Source organism: Mycobacterium venezuelense (assembly GCF_054919535.1).
Genome location: NZ_JBONDW010000001.1, coordinates 19,584 through 38,215, shown reverse-complemented (window position 1 = coordinate 38,215; position 18,632 = coordinate 19,584). Strand labels below are relative to the sequence as shown.

Annotated in this window: 19 protein-coding genes; 9 read left to right on the top strand and 10 right to left on the bottom strand. The window is 64.7% G+C overall.

The features are described 5' to 3' along the window. Positions 1 to 24: 24 nt before the first annotated feature. Positions 25 to 663: a TetR/AcrR family transcriptional regulator gene (locus tag ACRCUN_RS00145; RefSeq protein WP_462139646.1), complete on the bottom strand. Its 639-nt coding sequence runs from the start codon at positions 661 to 663 to the stop codon at positions 25 to 27. Positions 664 to 734: 71 nt separating this feature from the next. Here ACRCUN_RS00145 and ACRCUN_RS00140 point away from each other — a divergent pair, with 71 nt between their 5' ends. Both ACRCUN_RS00140 and ACRCUN_RS00135 read left to right on the top strand, forming a co-directional pair. After that, a complete protein-coding gene (locus ACRCUN_RS00140) occupies positions 735 to 1,175 on the top strand; it encodes a nitroreductase/quinone reductase family protein (RefSeq protein ID WP_462139645.1) in 441 nt (146 codons plus the stop codon). Further along, positions 1,172 to 1,606, top strand: a complete 435-nt coding sequence (locus ACRCUN_RS00135) for a DUF4345 domain-containing protein (RefSeq protein ID WP_462139644.1) — start codon at positions 1,172 to 1,174, stop codon at positions 1,604 to 1,606. Before ACRCUN_RS00140 ends, ACRCUN_RS00135 begins: the two co-directional genes overlap by 4 nt. On the opposite strand, the gene ACRCUN_RS00130 is transcribed toward ACRCUN_RS00135, so the two are convergent. Beyond that, a complete protein-coding gene (locus tag ACRCUN_RS00130) occupies positions 1,547 to 3,922 on the bottom strand; it encodes a lysylphosphatidylglycerol synthase transmembrane domain-containing protein (protein WP_462139643.1) in 2,376 nt (791 codons plus the stop codon). The two genes, ACRCUN_RS00135 and ACRCUN_RS00130, sit on opposite strands and share 60 nt — an antisense overlap. Positions 3,923 to 4,169: 247 nt before the next feature. On the opposite strand from ACRCUN_RS00130, the gene stpK7 reads away from it, so the two are divergent. After that, positions 4,170 to 5,969: a serine/threonine protein kinase StpK7 gene (stpK7, locus tag ACRCUN_RS00125; RefSeq protein ID WP_462139642.1), complete on the top strand. Its 1,800-nt coding sequence runs from the start codon at positions 4,170 to 4,172 to the stop codon at positions 5,967 to 5,969. Here the strand turns inward: stpK7 and ACRCUN_RS00120 are convergent, their stop codons facing one another. Beyond that, a complete protein-coding gene (locus ACRCUN_RS00120; protein ID WP_462139641.1) occupies positions 5,970 to 6,638 on the bottom strand; it encodes a sensor domain-containing protein in 669 nt (222 codons plus the stop codon). 215 nt (positions 6,639 to 6,853) lie between these two features. Between ACRCUN_RS00120 and ACRCUN_RS00115 the strand changes: the two genes are divergently transcribed. After that, positions 6,854 to 7,060 (top strand): hypothetical protein, encoded by a 207-nt coding sequence (locus tag ACRCUN_RS00115; protein ID WP_462139640.1) that lies wholly within the window; start codon positions 6,854 to 6,856, stop codon positions 7,058 to 7,060. Positions 7,061 to 7,217: 157 nt separating this feature from the next. On the opposite strand, the gene ACRCUN_RS00110 is transcribed toward ACRCUN_RS00115, so the two are convergent. Then, the gene (locus tag ACRCUN_RS00110; RefSeq protein WP_462139639.1) at positions 7,218 to 8,063 is read right to left on the bottom strand and encodes an NYN domain-containing protein; all 846 of its coding nucleotides are present in this window, start codon (positions 8,061 to 8,063) and stop codon (positions 7,218 to 7,220) included. A 119-nt stretch (positions 8,064 to 8,182) separates the two neighbouring features. On the opposite strand from ACRCUN_RS00110, the gene ACRCUN_RS00105 reads away from it, so the two are divergent. Next, entirely contained in the window at positions 8,183 to 9,307 is a 1,125-nt protein-coding gene (locus tag ACRCUN_RS00105) for a fatty acid desaturase family protein (protein ID WP_462139638.1), read from the top strand. Here ACRCUN_RS00105 and ACRCUN_RS00100 read toward each other — a convergent pair. Beyond that, on the bottom strand, positions 9,225 to 9,650 hold the full coding sequence (locus tag ACRCUN_RS00100) for a DUF6194 family protein (RefSeq protein ID WP_462139637.1): 426 nt from the start codon (positions 9,648 to 9,650) through the stop codon (positions 9,225 to 9,227). The genes ACRCUN_RS00105 and ACRCUN_RS00100 overlap by 83 nt on opposite strands. 62 nt (positions 9,651 to 9,712) lie before the next feature. Here ACRCUN_RS00100 and ACRCUN_RS00095 point away from each other — a divergent pair, with 62 nt between their 5' ends. Further along, a complete protein-coding gene (locus tag ACRCUN_RS00095) occupies positions 9,713 to 10,450 on the top strand; it encodes a MerR family transcriptional regulator (RefSeq protein WP_462139636.1) in 738 nt (245 codons plus the stop codon). Between the two features lie 57 nt (positions 10,451 to 10,507). After that, positions 10,508 to 11,758, top strand: a complete 1,251-nt coding sequence (locus ACRCUN_RS00090) for a KasA/KasB family beta-ketoacyl-ACP synthase (protein ID WP_462139635.1) — start codon at positions 10,508 to 10,510, stop codon at positions 11,756 to 11,758. On the opposite strand, the gene ACRCUN_RS00085 is transcribed toward ACRCUN_RS00090, so the two are convergent. From ACRCUN_RS00085 to ACRCUN_RS00075, 3 genes are all read right to left on the bottom strand, one after another. Next, positions 11,752 to 12,636 (bottom strand): cyclopropane mycolic acid synthase family methyltransferase, encoded by an 885-nt coding sequence (locus ACRCUN_RS00085; protein ID WP_462139634.1) that lies wholly within the window; start codon positions 12,634 to 12,636, stop codon positions 11,752 to 11,754. The two genes, ACRCUN_RS00090 and ACRCUN_RS00085, sit on opposite strands and share 7 nt — an antisense overlap. 21 nt (positions 12,637 to 12,657) lie before the next feature. After that, positions 12,658 to 13,539, bottom strand: a complete 882-nt coding sequence (locus ACRCUN_RS00080) for a cyclopropane mycolic acid synthase family methyltransferase (protein WP_462140093.1) — start codon at positions 13,537 to 13,539, stop codon at positions 12,658 to 12,660. Between the two features lie 220 nt (positions 13,540 to 13,759). Beyond that, positions 13,760 to 14,560: a HEAT repeat domain-containing protein gene (locus ACRCUN_RS00075; protein WP_462139633.1), complete on the bottom strand. Its 801-nt coding sequence runs from the start codon at positions 14,558 to 14,560 to the stop codon at positions 13,760 to 13,762. A 270-nt stretch (positions 14,561 to 14,830) separates the two neighbouring features. Here ACRCUN_RS00075 and ACRCUN_RS00070 point away from each other — a divergent pair, with 270 nt between their 5' ends. Both ACRCUN_RS00070 and ACRCUN_RS00065 read left to right on the top strand, forming a co-directional pair. Further along, positions 14,831 to 16,336 (top strand): alkaline phosphatase D family protein, encoded by a 1,506-nt coding sequence (locus ACRCUN_RS00070; protein ID WP_462139632.1) that lies wholly within the window; start codon positions 14,831 to 14,833, stop codon positions 16,334 to 16,336. A gap of 55 nt (positions 16,337 to 16,391) precedes the next feature. After that, positions 16,392 to 17,408 (top strand): PQQ-dependent sugar dehydrogenase, encoded by a 1,017-nt coding sequence (locus ACRCUN_RS00065; protein ID WP_462140092.1) that lies wholly within the window; start codon positions 16,392 to 16,394, stop codon positions 17,406 to 17,408. Positions 17,409 to 17,419: 11 nt separating this feature from the next. Here ACRCUN_RS00065 and ACRCUN_RS00060 read toward each other — a convergent pair whose 3' ends face one another. Both ACRCUN_RS00060 and ACRCUN_RS00055 read right to left on the bottom strand, forming a co-directional pair. Next, on the bottom strand, positions 17,420 to 17,782 hold the full coding sequence (locus ACRCUN_RS00060; RefSeq protein WP_462139631.1) for a DUF6086 family protein: 363 nt from the start codon (positions 17,780 to 17,782) through the stop codon (positions 17,420 to 17,422). Continuing rightward, positions 17,776 to 18,312 (bottom strand): hypothetical protein, encoded by a 537-nt coding sequence (locus tag ACRCUN_RS00055; protein WP_462139630.1) that lies wholly within the window; start codon positions 18,310 to 18,312, stop codon positions 17,776 to 17,778. The genes ACRCUN_RS00060 and ACRCUN_RS00055 overlap by 7 nt, the downstream gene beginning before the upstream one ends. Positions 18,313 to 18,632: the final 320 nt, after the last annotated feature.

Here is an 18,632-nt window from a genome sequence, read left to right as displayed (position 1 = left end):
GGGCTGCTCACGAACTGCTGCGTGTCAGTCTCGTGTTTGCGGGAGTCGATCAAGGACCGCGAGTACGAGCACATGCGTGGCGTCGATGAGCTGGGCTCGCGGCCGCTCGCGGTGCTCGAGCAGCCATTGCGTGGCGACTGTGGTGACCGCGCCGATGATGCCTTCGGCGATGATGTGCAGCTGCGCTTTGGGCAGTGGGCTCGCGCTGAACGCCTCGGCGGCCAGAGCTTCGACCGTGCTGGCGAATCGTGTGGTCTGCGCGGCATAGGCCGCGTCGATCCCGAGGCTGACGCCGAGGATCTCCAGCAGAGTGATGCGGGCGCGGCGCGGGTCGTCGTCGATGGCACTGAAATAGCCGGTCAGCGCGGCACGTAGCTGCTCATCGAGATTTTGTGGGGCGCCGGCGACCGCCGACACCATCGCGTCGTGGATGTCATCGGAGCACTTGTGAAAGCACGCCAGCAGCAGTGCCTCGCTGTCGGAAAACGATTCGTAGAAGTAGCGCTTGGACAGTCCGGCCCGCGCGCAGATGTGGTCGACCGTCGCGGCGCGGTACCCGACCGTGCCGAACACGTCGACCGCGGCGTCGATGAGTTTGGCGCGCCGTTGTTCGGCCCGCTGCAGCGGTGTCGCGCCCTTGTACGTCCGAGACGAGGTCTGCATCTCCAGATGTTGACACACGGCAGTTCCAGATAGAAACTGGGAACTATATCGTTCCTGAATGGGGGTTACGCATGAACGATCACCCGACTATCCCCGAGCCGGTCAATGTCGTGGTGCGGGCGTTGTTGCGCAGCCCGCTGCACTGGGCGATGAGTCGCAACACGATGCTGTTGGAAGTGACCGGCCGCAAGACCGGACGCGTGTATCGGGTTCCGGTCAGTTACTCGGTCGATGCGGATGAACTGGTGTGCTTCACCGATTCACCGTGGTGGAAGAACCTGCGCGATGGTGCCGCGGTGACGGCGTCGGTGCGCGGCAAATCCCGCAACGCCACGGCGCAGGTTGTGTACGGACGCCAGATCGCCGACCATCTCGCCCGGCACCTGCGGATCGTGCCGCGCGACGCGAGGTACCACGGTGTGCGGCTCGGCCCAGGCAAGAAGCCCAATGCTGCCGACCTCGAACGTGCCGCGGACCGAACCGCGATGATCCGCGTGAGGATCGACCGATGACCATCCGAATCCTCAAGGCGCTCGGCTGGGTGGTCGGCGTCGTGCTGGTGATGATCGGCGTCGGGCGCATGGTTTTTCCGATCGAGACCATCCCCGGCGGCGGCGCGGTCAACGCGTCTGTCGACACCGAAACCCGCACCGGCGGAGCGCTTTTGGTGGGCTTCGGAGCGGCATACATCTGGGCGGTGCGTCAGGCCGTCATACCATCGGGCGCGCTGCGCTTCCTCGCGTCGATCATGGCCCTGCTCGTCGTCGCACGGGTGATTTCGATGATCGACGCCGGCCCGCCCCACCCGGTCTTTATCGCTTTCACGATCGTCGAATTCATCGCTGCCTCACTGACTTACTGGTATTCGACGATGCGTGACGGCTCAGATCATGTCGTTCTTCGTGAGCCAGCGCATCACCGGCCAGCCGATGAACACCGGTAACCAGCACGTCAGCACGCGGTAGAGCAGCACCGCGGGCACCCCGATCGCGGCGGGCACGCCGAATGCCGCCAGGCCACCGATCAGCGCCGCTTCGACCGCGCCGACGCCGCCGGGGGTGGGCGCGGCAGAGGCAAGTGTGCCGCCGATCATCGTGACGACCGTGACGGTGACGAACGACGTGTTTCCGCCGAACGCCTCGACGCTGGCCCACAATGCCAGGGCCGCACCGAGAGTCGTGCCGGCTGCGCCGAGGACGATGAGCGCGAGCCGCTGCGGTTCGCGCGCGAGCTTCACCAGATCATCGGTGACTTCTTGAAGCCGGGGTCGTACCGCCGAGGCCAACCACCGGCGCAGATTGGGTACCGCCAGGAACACACCGGTGAGGCCCAGCGCGACGCCGGCGATCAGGTACAGCACCGTCGAGCTCGGGACGAAATGCGACAGGTCGGCCGAGGCGCCTGCCACGGTGCTGAAGAAGATCAGCAGCAGCACGTGCACGATCACCTGCACTGACTGCTGCAATGCCACCGCCGCGGTGGCGCGCGCAGTGCTCAACCCGCCCTTCTGCAGGAACCGGGTGCTCAGCGCAAGGCCGCCAACGCCGGCCGGGGTGGTGGTCGCGGCAAAAGTGTTGGCGATCTGCATGATTGACAGGTTGCGGAAGCTCACCAGCCGGTCGGCGCACGCCCACAGGGCGGCGGCCGCGCCCACATAGCGCAACGCCGACACCACCAGTCCGAGTAAGGCCCACCACCAGTTGGCGGTGAGCAACTCGGAGAAGAAGGTCGGTACCGCACTGATGAACGGATACGCGACATAGACCAGCGCCACCAGCAGGACCAGTTGGATCACCTGGTTGCGGGTGAACCGCGTGATCGTCTCAGCCTTGATCTGGTCGGCACCCGTCTGGCTCATCACCTCGTCGCGCGCGCGGGCGATGACCTCTTTGGCGTCGGCGACCGAATCCCGGACCGGTGCCGGCACGGCGGTTTTGGTGAGCCGGCGGGACGCGGTGAGCACGGCTTCGCGGCCGAACGCTTCGATGGCCGCGGTGACCGCCGATGGTGCGTCGTACAGCGCGGTCGTGGTGACGAGAAGCTGGGCGATGTCGGACTGCAACTGGGCGTCGGTCGCGCCGTACTCGGCGCTGCCGAAACCGCCGAACAGCACGGCGCCGTCGTCGACGGTGATTTCCTTGCTGCGCAGATCGCCGTGCGAGATCTGGTGATCGTGCAGCATGCGCAACGCGTTCCACACACGGCCGACAGTGGTCTCCGCGGTGCACTGGTCCAGCGGCGTCCCGCGTTTGTGGTTGTGGGCGTACAGCGTCCAGCCGCGGTCGAGCGCGGCGACCGACATCGTCGACGTGCTCGCCAGGCCGAGGTCGCCGATCGCGATCGCCATCAGGGCGCGGTGCTCGACGGCGCGGCGCATCGACGTCTGCAGAGGCGCGGTTTCGTTCGAGCGCAGCCGGAACTTGCGCCACAGCTGACGGACCGCGCCGCCGCTGCGCTGGTTGGGGCCGTACAGCTCGACCACGGCGGTCGCGTCGGGATCGTGCGATGCGGCGTCGAGCAGCAGGGGCCCGGCGCCGGCAGGCCGGACAACCGTGAACGCAGAGACCTGGAAACCGCGCCGCGCGAGTGCGCGCACCGCGCCGTCGAGTGGCACCTCAAGGGCCGGGGTGCCGACGACCCAGACCACCAGCGCACCGACGAACCAGCCCACCGAGAGGCCCAGCAGCGAACGGGCCGGCACGACGGCGCTGACGACGAGGTGGATGGGGACGAACGCGAGCAGCAACGTCCACCACCATCGGCGCAGACGTCGTGACAGCCAGGGCCCCGACACCGTCAGCACGGCTGCGAGCATGCCGATCCATCGCGGGTCGTCGAGGAACTGCGAGAACTGGGTGTCGAGCCGGTCATCGAGGTCGAAATGCCAGCGCGGTGCGGCGATGCCGTTGGCGGTGATCGACAGCGAGAGAATCGCGATGGCTCCGGCGGCCGCATAGGCACCGAGCAGTTTCCACTGGCGGCCCAGGATCAGGCTGACGAGGATTACGAACGGCAGCGCGACAATCGCGATGCCATAGGCGAGGTAGACGAGGTTGGACTGCGTGGGCGTGAGCACGCCGACGATCTCGGAGATCGAGCGCTCCAGGGCCACCCACTCGTAGCGCGTGATCAGCGAGCTCGTGATGACGGTCGCCAGGAACACGGTTGCCAGCGCCAGCCGCAGGATGTCGTTGGTGCGGCGGGTCAACGGTTGCAGCAATCTGCCGGTGACAGTGATGTCCCGTCCGTCGACGCGCATGTTCCCCCTTTCGCTGCTCGCCGACAAAGGTAGCCGGGCAGATGTGCTCATTCGGTCATTGGCCGCGATGTGGGCAGTTACGAAATCACATCGGTCCCTTCCGCCACAGCGTGTGCGAATTGGTTCTTACGGCGAACCAGCGAATTTTGCGAACAGTTGTGATCGAGACGTACACACATAAGAAAAGTGATGTAACTTCGATCGACACAATTGACGTGCCGAATAGGCCGCCCCCGAGGAGTTAACGGTGGACGCGACACCATTCGGGCACTATCAGCTGCAGAAGCTGATCGGCCGGGGCGGAATGGGCGAGGTCTATCAGGCCTACGACACCAGGACCGAACGCATCGTCGCGCTCAAGGTACTGCCACCGCACCTCGCACAGGACACCTCATTCCAGGATCGGTTCAAGCGCGAATCGCACGCCGCGGCCGGCGTCAACGATCCGCATGTGGTGCCGATCCACGGCTTCGGCGAAATCGACGGCCGGCTCTATCTCGACATGCGGCTCATCGAGGGCCGCAACCTCGGGGCGATGCTGACCAAGACCGACAAGCCGCTGGAACCGGCGTTCGCGGTCAAGATGGTCGAGCAGGTCGCGATGGCCCTCGACGCCGCGCATCACGCCGGTCTGATCCACCGCGACGTCAAACCGTCGAACATCCTCATCACCGACAACGACTTCGTCTACCTCATCGACTTCGGTCTGGCTCGCACGGCGGGTGAGGCAGGCATGACCACCGCGGGCAGCACGCTCGGGACCCTCGCGTACATGGCGCCCGAGCGGTTCGACGCAGGTAAGGTCGATCCGCGCTCCGATGTGTACGCGCTGGCGTGCGTGTTGTACGAATGTCTCACGGGCGCAAGGCCTTACCCCGCCGACAGCCTCGAACAGCAGATCGCCGGGCACATGGTGTCGCCGCCCCCGCGGCCGTCCGAGAAGGATCCACGGTTGGCGGCGTTCGACGACGTGATCGCCAAGGGCATGGCGAAGAAACCGTCCAAGCGGTATCAGTCCGCAGGCGAGTTGGCGGCCGCCGCGCGCGCCGCGCTTTCGGTGCCGGTGCGCACGACGGGCCGGTCGGGCCGGCATTCGGCACAACGGGTTCGGACCCGGGTGCCGCGACGCGTGGCCGCGATTGCGGGGGCGACGGTTCTGGTGGCGGCGTTACTGGCGGTCGGGGTCTGGCAGCTGCGCGACGGCGGCGGTCCCGGCCGCGATCCGAGCTTGGCCGATTCGGCGTCGACGACGGGGCCGGTGGAGGCGCCGACGGGTGCGGTGCCCGAGATCGCGGCGACCGTGCCCGCCGAGATCCGCGAGACCGGGCGCCTGGTGATCGGCGTGAACGTGCCGTACGCGCCCAACGAGTTCAAGAACTCCGACGGTGAGATCGTCGGCTTCGACGTCGACTTGATGAAAGCCGTCGCGCGCACGCTCGGGCTGGTGCCGGACTTCCGCGAGACCGGCTTCGAAGGCATTCTGCCGTCGGTGCAGGACGGCAATTTCAACGTCGGGATGTCATCGATCACCGACACCGCCGACCGCGAGGCCGTCGTGGACTTCGTGACGTACTTCCAGGCCGGCACGCTGTGGGCGCAGCAGACCGGCTCGGCCGTGGATCCCACCGCGGCGTGCGGACTGCGAGTTGGCGTGGCGTACAGCACGATTCAGGAAACCGAGGAGATCCCGGCGAAATCCGACGCGTGCGTGGCGGCCGGGCTGCCGCCGATCGAGAAGGCCGTGCACACCCATCAGGACGAGGTGACCGCGGCGCTGATCGCCGGGGAAGTCGATGCCATGACGGCCGATTCACCCGTGACCGGGTTCGCGATCAAACTCAGCGGCGGGGCGTTGCAGCCGGCAGGGGAGGTGTTCGACTCCGCGCCGTACGGGTGGCCGGTCGCGAAGGGCTCCGGGCTGGCCGAGTCGCTGCGACTGGCTTTGGAACACGTAATGGGCACGGGCGAGTACCGCACGATCGCGACCATGTGGGGCGTCGAGAAAGGCATGATCACCCAGCCGGTGATCAATGGGGCGTTCCGGTAGTCAGAGCGAGTTGCGGCCCGCGATGGTCTTGACGAGCTGCACGGCTTTGCCGTCGTCGAGGTCATAGCCCGTGAGCCGCACATCGACGACCATGTCGTCGACCGCCAGGATCGCGCGCCGGCTGCCGTAACCCGGGAGGTCAGGCGAGTCGTCGTGCGTCACGTCGATGCCGTCGACCACATCCGGGACAGCCAGCCGGAACACATCGGGCGTCTTGTCGCCGTCTTCGATGATGGTCAACGTGTCGTTCGCGCACTGCTGCCACACCGCGACCGTGCGAGTGACGACCGCCCGCGCCGCCGCCGGGCTGTCGAACTTGATGACGGCCTGGTCGACCTCCAGATTGCCTTCTTCATCGGCGAGCAGGGTCTCGCGGAATTGCCGGTAGTCGCTGTCGCGGTACACCCAATCCATGGCGTTGCCGATGACGACCACGCATTCCGGGCGGGACGCGCGCTCACCAGGGTCGAGTTTCGCGGGCACCCGCAGGGCCGTCTTGGGGCGCAGGGAGTCGGTGCCGAGGATGATGTTGACCTCGGACTCGCTCGCGAGCATGCTGCCCAGGACGTCGACTTCTGGGCCGCCGTCGGGCTCCTCGGCTTGGCGCGTGCAGCCGACCAGGATCAGCCCCGCAACCGCGAGCCCGGCGACGGCCTTCTTGACGGCCATGGCACCCCCTTCGAACTGTGGGCCAATCCTATTTCGCGGTAGGGGTCGGTCTCGACACGAGTTTTCTGGGTGCGTTCCCCCGATCGGGGGACACGCGGTTCGACCGGTGGATGGGCCGGTCGCCCGATACTGGCCGGACTCGTGGCGCGGCATTCTTATTTCAACGCCGGAACACACCGGACAAACGAAAAGCCTTATCCGACAAAGGAGTCGACATGACCATCACCCGCGCCGCCGGTTTCGCCCTCGCCTTCGCCGCCCCCGCGCTCATCTTCCTCGGCGCCGCCACGGCCAACGCCGAAACCTCGGCGACCACCACCGGCCCGGCGGTCACCCACCACGAGGCCTTCCCGAACCAGTCTCACGTGCCCCAGCCCGGTACCTCGGTGCATCACCATCACCAGCACAACCACGCCAAGTAGACGAGGGGAGAGCCAGGATGCCATCGCGCTCCGGGCTCTTTCCGTTTTCGGGAACTGTTTCCCGGTGAAGTCACAAGAGCCACACCAGCACCGCGAGGGCGGTGCGCACACGGTTGCGAAACGCGATATCGCCGGTGATAGCGCGTTCACGAAGGGACTATGCCGGGCTCCGCAGCTTGACCATCCGCGTCGTCGAACTCTCATCGAGCTCGACGATGTCGGAGCGGGACCGCAGGAAATCGCTGAACGACTTGAACCCCAACGACTTCTCGTTGAACGACGGGTCCATCCGCTTCATCTGCGCTTTGACCGCGGAGTTGTGCAGCCACTCGACGTCGTCTTTCTCCAGCCCGATCTGCAGCGCGCGGCGCAGTAGCGCGGTGGCCTCGTGTTGCGGATCGGGCTCGGATTTCCTGCGGGTGCGCTTGGGTTGTTTCGGTTCGGGCTCCGGGCTCGCGGTGGGAATGCCCGGCAGCGAGTCGTACACGACGAACTCGTCGCACGCGGCCGCCAGCGCGCGGCTCGACGCCCCCGCGACACCGATGCCCACCACATAACGACCCAGCCGTTTGCAGCGTTGGGCGAGCGGTATGTAGTCGGAGTCGCCTGCGACGATCACCACGTGCGTCAGGTCGGGGAGACGGAACATGTCCTCGACTGCGTCGACCGCGAGCCGGATATCGGCACCGTTCTTGCCGTACGCGGCCGCCGGGAACAACTGCACCAGGTCGACGGCCCGGCCCACCAACTGCTGGCGGTACCCGGCATTAACATCTGCTGACCAGTCGGCGTACGCGCGGGTGAGAACCAGCGTTCCGAACGACGATGCGAAGTCCAGGATGGCGGCGACGTCGACGGTCGACCGGTCCAATTTCTCCGGCTCGATCCCCTTGGCTTTGTCGCGCTGAAACGAATTGCGGCCGTTGACCTGGTCGTACCGCGAGATCACGATGTTGTCGAAGTCGAGGTAGACCGCGACGCGAGTGGGAGTGGGCTCGGTCATCCGATCAGTCTTGTCCATCGACCTCGCGTTGTGGCACCGATCCGCGTTGGCACCTACTCTGGGGGACTCAAGCCGAGGTGGCCCGACCTGCCGACGCACATCGACAGACCGGGAACCAGGTGGCAATCAGCGACATCGCGGCATACGCACAATTGAGTCCGACCGAGATCGAGGCGTTCGGCGCCGAACTCGACGCCATCCGCAGCGACATCGAGGAATCTCTCGGTGAGCGCGACGCGGCTTACATCCGGCGCACCATCCTGTTCCAGCGGACGCTCGACGTGGTGGCGCGGCTTGTCCTCGCCGGTACGAAGTCGAGAACCGGCTGGGTGGTGGGAACCGCCGCGCTGGCCTACGCGAAATCCGTTGAGAACATGGAGATCGGGCACAACGTCGGGCACGGCCAGTGGGATTGGATGAACGATCCCGAAATTCACTCCACCACCTGGGAATGGGACATGGTGGGCCCGTCCGCGCAGTGGCGCTACTCGCACAACTACCACCATCACGTGTTCAGCAATGTGCTCGGCGTGGACGACGATCTCGGCTTCGGCGTGCTGCGCATGACCCGCGATCAACCGTGGGAACCGCAGCATCTCGTGCAGCCGCTGCGAAACGTGTTGTTGGCGTTGGTGTTCGAGTGGGGCATCGCTCTGCACGACTTCTACTCCGCACGCGACCGGGCCGACACCGAGGAAGGCAAGGATGCGGCGGGGCGAACGCTGCGCGCAAAGATCGGCCGCCAACTCGCCAAGGACTACGTGATCCTTCCCGCGCTGAGCGGGCGGCGCTGGCGCCGGACGCTCGTCGCGAACCTGACCGCCAATCTGTTGCGCAATCTCTGGGCGTACGTGGTCATCTTCTGCGGGCATTTTCCCGACGGCGCCGAGAAGTTCACTCCCGAGACGTTGCAGCAGGAGACGAAGGCTGAGTGGTACTTGCGCCAGATGGTCGGCGCGGCCAACTTCAAAGCCGGTCCGATACTTGCGTTTTCAAGCGGCAACTTGTGCTACCAGATCGAGCACCACCTGTTTCCGGACCTGCCCAGCAACCGTCTGGCGCAGATCAGCGAACGTGTCAGCGCGTTGTGCGAGAAATACGGCGTGCCCTACACCAGTGGACCGCTGCCACGGCAATACCTGCAAACTGTGCGGATCATTTTCAAGCTCGCCCTGCCTGATTCCGGCTGGCGTGGCGTGCTTGCGCGCGCCGGTGTGCCGCGCGGAGCAGTTCGGCGGCCGTAGCGCTCGTGCGAGGTCCTGGGTTGACGATGGCGACCCAGCCTCGCCGGCCGTAGACGGGGTGGACGATGACGGTGTCGTCCCGGGGCTTCGCGTTCTCGGCTGACCCAGTGGCGATGTTCAGCCGGAACGCACCGGGCCGGTCGAGGTGGCACGTGTCGTCGTCCGGATAGTCCTTGGTGATGATCGTGGCGAACGGTTGCGTCTTGGGGACGACGCCGTCGGGCGCGTAGTAGAAGAAGACATCGCCCCACGCGATCTCCGGGTATCCGTCACCCGCGTGCGGTTGGAGGACCAGGACGCCGTCCATCGAGCTGATCAGGTCGATGAGTTCTTGGATCGTCATAGGTTCAAGCGTCACATTCATGTGCTTATGTGGACTTAGGCGTCGTTTTTCTGGAGCTTCAGGTGAAAAGTCTCAACTCACGTTTACGAACGGCCGACGTCGCGCGGCTGACCGGCTACTCGTTGCAGCAGATCCGCAATCTGGAGCGTGACGGTGTGCTGCCGGCGGCTCGGCGCACGGCGTCCGGGTATCGGGTGTACGGGGACGCGCACGTGCAGGCGGCCGGCGCGTATCGGGCGATTGCCGCGGCAGTCGGGCCGGTCGACGCCAAACGCATCCTTCGTACCGTTCACGATGAGCCGGCGGCCGCACTCGAGCTCGTGGACGAGGCACACGCGCAGTTGCACGGCGAGCGCCAGGATCTGCGCCTGGCTCAGCAGGCGGCTGCCGTGATCGCTGATGAGCCAATCGACGACGTTGTGGCTGCCGATTCGATGTCGATCTCAGAGCTGGCCGCCGCGTTGGGGATTCGCGTGTCGACGCTGCGGCACTGGGAGTTCGAACGACTCGTCTGCCCTGGCCGTGGCGCCCACGGCGCGCGAAGGTATGCGCCGAGCGATGTGCGCGACGCACGGATCGTCCATCAACTGCGGCGGGCGCGGTATCGCATCCCGCCGCTACGTGCACTGATGCCGCAGTTACGGGCTGGTCGGGAGTGGGATTCGGTCCGCGCCGCGTTGGTTTCGCGCGATGCCGATCTGGGTAGACGGTCACGCGAACTCCTGGCCGGTGCGGCCGCGTTGCACCGGCTGCTGTTCTCGGCTGACGAATCCGACCTAAGCCGGGCTGTGCAGTCTTAGAGTGGAACTGTCACCGCAACAGATCGGCTCATGAACGGAAAGACGAGAGCACACCTCATGGTTGCGAAGACCACCGGCGATGGACTGGCCGACGTCGTCGTCACCGCGGTCACCTCGACCACTTCGCTTGCGGCGCAAGCGGAGGAGACGTGGCAGCTGCTGCTCGAGGGGCGGAGCGGAATCCGCACCCTCGACAAGTCGTTCGTGACGGAGTACGAATCGCCGGTGCGGATCGGCGGCCAGCTCACCGAGAGCTTCGACCAGACGTTGAGCCGCGTTGAGCGGCGCAGGCTTTCGTATATGGAGCAGATGTCGACGGTGCTCGGCCGCCGACTCTGGGAGCGCGCCGGTTCTCCCGACATCGACACCACGCGGTTGCTTGTCTCGATCGGGTTGGCGCTGGGCACAACCGAGGAGATTGTCCTCCAATACGACACCTGGCAGGAGAAGGGCTTGCGCGCGGTGCCGCCGACCGCGATCCAGAAGTACATGCCGAACGCGCCGGCGGCCGCTGTCGGATTGGAGCGGAAGGCCAAGGCGGGCATCATCTCTCCGCTCATGGCCGACGCTTCGGGGGCGGCGGCCATCGCTCATGCGTGGCGCGAGATCATCCTCGGCGATGCCGACATTGCGATCTGCGGTGGCGTTGAGACCTGGATCGAGGCCGTGCCGGTCGCGGCGTTCCTGCAGATGGGCATGATGTCGACCTACAACGACGATCCGGCGGCCGCGTGCCGCCCGTTCGACAAGGACCGCGACGGCATGGTGTTCGGCGAAGGCGGTGCGCTGATGCTCATCGAAACCGAGGAGCACGCCAAGGCGCGCGGCGCCCGAATCCTGGCCCGGCTCATGGGCGTCGGCATCACGTCGGACTGTTATGACCTCGTCGAACCCGATCCAAAAGGGGAGCTGGCGAGCGACGCCATTGCCCGCGCCATCCAGCTCGCCGGACTCACACCTGCCGACATCGATTACGTCAACGCGCACGCCACCGGGACGCTCGCCGGCGACAAGGCCGAAGCCCGCGCGCTGCACACCGCGCTCGGCACCCACGCGCCCGCGGTGTACGCGCCCAAAGCGGCGTTGGGGCATTCGTTGGGCTCAGCCGGAGCGGTGGAGGCAGTGGTGACAGTGCAGTCGCTACGCGATCAGGTCATCCCCGCCACGCTCAACCTCAAGAACCGCGATCCCGAGATCGACCTCGACGTGGTCGCCGACGAGCCGCGCCGCGGCAACTACCGCTATGCGATCAGCAACTCGTTCGGATTTGGCGGGCACAACGTGGTGTTGGCCTTCGGCGCCTACTGATTTCGCTTGTTGAACGTGAACTGAGCGACTTCGGAGATGCCGCGCCGGAAGAAGTCCGCGCAGCCGGTGAGGTAGTGCATATAGCGGTCGAAGACCTCCTGCGACGTGGTGGCGATCGCCTCGTCGCGACGGGCCGTCAGGTTCTCCGCCCACGTGTCGAGCGTGCGGACGTAGTGCTCGTTCATCCGCTGCGTCTCGTCGGTGGAAAAGCCTGCTTTGTCCGAGAATTCGACCATGTCGACGTCGGACGGCAGCTGCCCGCCGGGGAAGATCTCTTTGCCGATGAACCGCATGAACTTCATGTCGGTCAATGTCACCGGGATGCCGTGCTCACGCCAGTAGTTGATGGGATGGGTGAAGATCGTCTCGATCACCATGCGCCCATCGGCGGGCATCACCCGGTGCGCCATGTCGAAGAACGCCGCATAGCGGGACTTTCCGAAGGCCTCGAACGCCTCGATGCTGACGATGCGGTCCACCGGATCGTCGAACTGCTCCCAGCCCTTGAGGTGCACCAGGTGTTGACGGTCGGAGCCCGTTTGTTCCAGAAGGCGTTGGCAGAAGGCGTATTGATTGTTGCTGAGCGTGAGGCCGATGACGTTGACGTCGTACTTCTCCATGGCGCGTTTCATCAGCGCGCCCCACCCACAGCCGACGTCGAGAAGCGTCATACCCGGCCGTAGACCCAGCTTGTCGAGGGCAAGATCGATCTTGGCCATCTGCGCTTCTTCGAGCGACATATCGTCGCGCTCGTAGAACGCACAGCTGTAGGTGCGCGACGGATCCTGGAACAGCCCGAAGAAGTCATCGGAGAGGTCGTAGTGGGCTTGGACATCCTCGAAATACGGCCGCATCTCGGCCGTCCCCCCGTTAGCCATATGCGGTGACCTCCCTCTGAGCTATACCGTCTTCTCGCAGGTGAACTGGCATACGTCGGTGTAGCCCTTGCGGAACAGGTCCGCACAGCCGGTCAGGTACTTCAAGTAGCGCTCGTAGACCTCTTCGGAAGTGATCGCGATCGCCTCGTCCTTCTTGGCCTCCAGGTTGGCGGCCCAGGTGTCGAGGGTCTTCACATAGTGCGGGCGCAGGCGCTGTTTGCGCGTGACGTGGAAGCCGGCGCCGACGGCGGAGTCCTCGACCATCTTGATCAGCGGGATCCGGCCACCCGGGTAGATCTCGGTGACGATGAACTTGAAGAACCGCATAAGCGACATCGTCGTCGGCAGCCCCATCTCGGCTACTTCTTCTTTGCTCGTCGAGACGATCGTGTGCAGCAGCATCACGCCGTCGTCGGGCATCAGCTCATAGGTCTTTTTGAAGTAATAGTCGTACTTTTCGAAGCCGAAATGTTCGAACGCGCCAATCGACACGATGCGGTCCACTGGGTCGCTGAACTCTTCCCACGGCTGGAGCCGAACTTCTTTGCTGCGCTTGCTGTCAGACTCCGCGAAACGCTGTTCGATGTGAGCGAGCTGATTGTGCGAAAGCGTCAGACCGATGACGTTGACGTCGTACTTTTCGACCGCGCGCATGATCGTCGAACCCCAGCCGCAACCGATGTCGAGCAAAGTCATGCCAGGTTGCAGGCCCAGCTTGCCCAGTGCCAGATCGACTTTCGCCATCTGGGCTTCTTCGAGCGTCATGTCGTCGCGCTCGAAGTAGGCACAGCTGTAGGTCTGCGTGGGGTCCTGCCACAGCCGGAAGAACTCGTTGGACAAGTCGTAATGGGAGCGGACCTCATCGGCCGTCGACCCGTGCCGTTCGCCGGGCCGGGCTCCGATGAACGTTGTCGCGGTTTTCGTTTCGCGTGAAGTATCAGTCAATTTCCGCCCCGTATGACGTTCGGTCGGCTAGCTGAACTGACGTACCGCTTCTTCATACGTCGTTTTCGGACACTACTCCTCGCACCCGTCGGCGGGTAGTGCACGCGCTGATTGGTTTGGCGTGGCTGTGGGGTCGTTGTGAAAACGCGGTTGATGCTTGCGTTTTCAAGGGCTCTGGCTAGGTGAGCCGCTCCATCGCTCGTCGCGCATATGTTCGGGTCGGCGGCCAACTGTTCTTCAGGTGCGGCTCGATCAGATGGCGCACTCCGGTGGCCTTCATCTTGATCAGCGCCGGGATCACGATGACGGCCCAATGGTCGAGGTATGGCAGCACGATGTCGCGTGACTGCGTGGTCTTGACCTTGCCGAAGTATGCGGTCAGGAAGAACTTGTCGCTGCTGTCATCGTCGAGTCCGTTGAACAACTCGACAATCTCCTCGAAATGTCGAGCCGTCGCGATGCGGGCCAGCACTTGCCCGGCCATGCCCGCCGACGCGGTGGAGCGCGGCGGCTGGCGCCGGACCTGTGCGGTCACCACGTCGATGGCGCGTTGGTTGCCACGGGCCGCCGAATCGTGGAGGCGGTAGATCAACCGGCAGCGCAGGACGTCGCGGTGGTGGGTCTCCGGCCCGGGGACTCTTTCTTCCAGGTGCTCGAGCCAGTCGATTGCGATGGGGATGGCTTTCGGCGCGGTGCGCTCGGGGATTTGATTGATTGTGTAGCAACGGAATCCGGCGTTTGCGAGGTCTTCCATCAGGCGCCGGTCGAATCCGTTCTCGCCGTGCTGGTATCTGGCCGGTACGTTGTCCATCCAGTCGTCGCCTTCGGGCAAACCTGGGTATGTCCTCGGAATGGGTTGTGGCTTTGGCAAATCCCTGCGGGCCTTGCGCGCGGCGGCTGCCGCGTCCTTGTCGACTGTGCCGGTGGATTCGATCTCGGATATGCCGCGGCGCAGGCGCGCGATTACGTCGTCATCCATGGCGTCGCCGGTGCACTCCGCGGGTCTCCTCAAGTCTTCTTCATCCTAGGTGGGGGTGCGGGGTGCTTCGTGCGGTGATTTCGGGTGTGGACGGTATTCACATTCGCCTCATCAATCACCTGCGTATCGGCTGGTCAGGCGGCACACGCTTTTGAAGCGCGATATCACGGGTGATACGTACACCAACTGTTCGCGTACTGGCATCGCGACAGGAGGGCTCAATACGGCTTCGCGTCACCGGCGCGCAACGTGTGGCGCAGACACTTCGCCGTGTCGCTGTCTCGTCGCACGGTACTCAGGGGTGCGGTGGCATTGGCGGCGTTGCCCGTCGCCGGCTTCACCGCCGATCGTCGGCTCCATTCCGGAGACCCCTTCACGCTCGGCGTCGCCTCAGGTGAGCCGACTTCCGATGGCGTCGTGATCTGGACGCGGCTGGCGCCCGACCCCCTCGCCGATGACGGGCTCGGCGGTATGCCGACACGGGCCGTTAACGTGGAATGGGAAGTGGCTGCCGACGAGCGGTTCACCCGCATCGAGCAACGCGGAATAGTACCGGCCGCACCGGAATACGCGCATAGCGTGCACGTTGAGCTGGCCGGCTTACTTCCCGGCCGTGACTACTTCTACCGATTTCGCGCGGCCGGGCACCTGTCACCGGCCGGGCGTACCCGCACCGCTCCCGAGGCGAGATCGCTTGCACCGCTGATGATGTGTGTCGCTTCGTGCTCGAACTACGAGCAGGGCTGGTTCACCGCTTATCGCAGGCTTGCCGAGGAACATCCCGATCTCGTTGTCCACCTCGGCGATTACCAGTACGAGTACGCCGCCCGCGACGGCGGTGTGCGACGCCACGTCGGGCCCGAGACCATGACGCTCGCGAACTACCGCCAGCGTCACGCGCAGTACAAGACCGATTCGGATCTGCAGGCTGCGCACGCGTCGGCGCCGTGGGTCGTGGTATTCGATGACCACGAGTTGGCCGACAACTGGGCCGGTGATGTGCCCGCCAAACCGCAAGCTCGGTTCATGGGCCGCCGAGCCGCGGCGCTGCGGGCGTACTACGAGAACATGCCGCTGCGTCGGTCGTCGTTGCCGCGCGGTGCCGGCATGCAGCTGTACCGGCGCGTGCACTGGGGCGCGCTCGCGACGTTCCACATGCTCGACACCCGTCAATACCGCACCGACCAGGCGTGTGGTGACAGGATCTCCGGCTGCGTGGACGGTCTGGATCCTGTTCGGTCGTTGACCGGTGATGCGCAGGAACGCTGGCTGCTCAACGGTTTTCAGCAATCCCGGGCACGCTGGGACGTGCTCGGGCAACAAGTCTTCTTCTCACAGGTGGATCTGACGCCTGGCCCCGGTCGTGGCGTCAACCCCGATGCCTGGGACGGCTATGCCGCCAACCGCGACCGCATCGTCGCGGGGCTCATCGACTCACCAGTGCGCAACGCCGTCGTCCTCACCGGCGACATCCATTCCCACTGGGCCGCCGAGGTGCGGGACCGGTCCGGGACGACGGTCGCGACCGAGCTCGTCACCACCTCGATCAGCTCCGGCGGCGACGGGTCAACCGATACGCGCGCCGCGGTGCGTGCGGAGAATCCGCACATCCGGTACTTCGCCGACCGGCGCGGCTACATCCGTGCGCGCATTTCCGCCGATGAGTTGCATGCTGATTTCCGGGAGTTGCCGTACGTGACACGGCCCGGCGCAGCGGTCCACACTGGGGCGTCGTTCGTGGTTCCCGATCGGGAGCGCGCATTGCACGCGCTGTGACGCGTCTCGGGGTCATACTGCCTGTGTGGCTGTCCGCAGATCATTGACGCGTGCGGTGGTCGCGGTTGCCTGCAGCGTGATGTTGGTGATCGCGTGGGGCAACGACGTCGAGTCACGCGGTGAGCCCGCTGGGGGACTCGTTGAGATCGCGACGAATCTTGATGTGCCGTGGGGTATCGCGTTTCTGCCCGACGGCAGTGCGTTGATTGCCGAGCGGGACAGTGCCGCGATCAAGCATCTGACGGCTGGTGTGGTTCGCGACGTTGGCTCCGTCGCCGGTGTGGCGGCGCGTGGCGAAGGCGGTCTGCTCGGGCTGGCCACCGCGGGTACGACCGCGTACGCCTATCTGACGACCGGTGAGGACAACCGGGTGGTGCAGATGCGCTTCGACGATGGGACGTTGAGTGCTCAATTGCCGATTCTCACCGGCATTCCCGCGGGTTCCCGTCACGACGGCGGGCGGATTGCGTTCGGCCCGGACGGCAAGCTGTATGTCGCGACCGGCGAAGTTGGCGATCCCCAGCTCGCACAAGATCGAGCATCGTTGGGCGGCAAGATACTTCGCATCAATCCCGATGGCTCGGTACCGTCGGACAATCCGGATCCAGCGTCACCCGTGTGGTCGTACGGGCATCGCAACATTCAGGGGTTGGCGTGGGACTCCGCCGGCCGACTGTGGGCCACTGAGTACGGCGCGAATCGCGTCGACGAGCTCAACTTGATCCGGCCGGGAGCCAACTACGGCTGGCCGACGGCCGGAGGACGCGCCGGCACTGAGGGTTTGGAAGACCCGGTGATCGAATGGGGCACCGATGAGGCGTCGCCGTCAGGGCTGGCTTACTTCGGTGGCTCACTGTGGGTCGCGGCGCTCCGCGGCGAGCGGCTATTTCAGATTCCCGTCGCCGGCGACGGTTCACTCGGTGCCCCGGTTCCGTTGTTCGTTGGACAGTACGGGCGGCTCCGCACGGTCGTTCCGGCGCCGGACGGGACGTTGTGGTTCTCGACGAGCAATCGCGATGGACGGGGGAGCGCGCGTGCGGGTGATGATCGGATTCTGCAGTTTCGGCCTTGAGCGCGTTGGTCCTATCGCGCCATCGAGAGTGCGCGCGCTTTCTCCAAGAACTCGCGTTCGTCTGGTGTAGCCGCGGACAGGGGACGATTGATGCGATCCAGAATGACCGCTGACGGCGCGAGCACTGACTCCAGCATTGCGCGTCCGACTTGGTGAGTGCTGCGGAAGTTCTCTTCAAACATCTTCTTGACCAACGCCTCGAAGATGTCGGCATCTATGTAGTAATAATTCGAAGCCATCGAACTCAGGCCGGTGGGAAGACCGAGGTGTTCTCCGATTTGAGTGATGAACCGGACGTACAAGTCACCCACGCGTAAGGCGGGACTCCAGACGGTGTCGTCACCGACGTCGAAAATGAAACTCACGATCACCATCGCTGTGAAGTTCTGCTGGGGTCAATGTAGTCAACTCTCACCACTTCTGCTTCTGAATTCCAGCATGCAACACCAGCACGTATCGCCCGTATGTCGTCGTCTACGTAGTCAGGAGGTGGGGAATCCTCGAGATGAGCGATCCTTAAGGTATAAATCACTGCTCGACGGGCCGTGAACGATAATGAAGCGCTCGGCGAGGCTGTCAGTTCAAGAGAAAGACCCGACTCTGTATTCTTGGGGATCACGCCGATAACAGTCCATGCTGTTCTCCCGCCGTGGCGTTCAACCTGCCTCCAGGAATACTGACTCACATTCGAGGCCACTAGGAGTGCGGTGCTAGCGCCCCCAATTCTCTCCGCGAGGCGCATTTCGAAGATTATGCCCAAAGTCGACCTGATTCCGTCATATCGGACTTCGAGGATTTGCGCCTCGAGTAGGTAATCCTCAGCGGTAAATGGGTTCACCGAAACGGTATTGTCGGCCGTCACTTGAGTGGCGTCGGTGAAGAATATTTCTTCCAGGGTGACCATAGATTTGATCCTCACTCAATGGACCGATCGATCGGCGCCTATTTGGGATCGTGTCCACCGAGAACTCGTCGGGCGCCCTCCGTTCCAGGGATCACCAAGACAGGGCGACGGGCATTGCAGGCGTCTGTTTATCGAAGCGGCGTGGCATTACCGCCAACCGTATCGCCTCGGGGTGGATCTGCGGCGCCGCGGGGATGCCGCCAGTCCGGCGACCCGTGCTCGTGGTCAGCAGGCCAACCAGCGCCTGCACGCCCGCTGGCGTCGCTTCGATGCCCGCAAGAAGCGTCCCGCGGAGGCCAATACTGCGGTGGCCGGAGAAC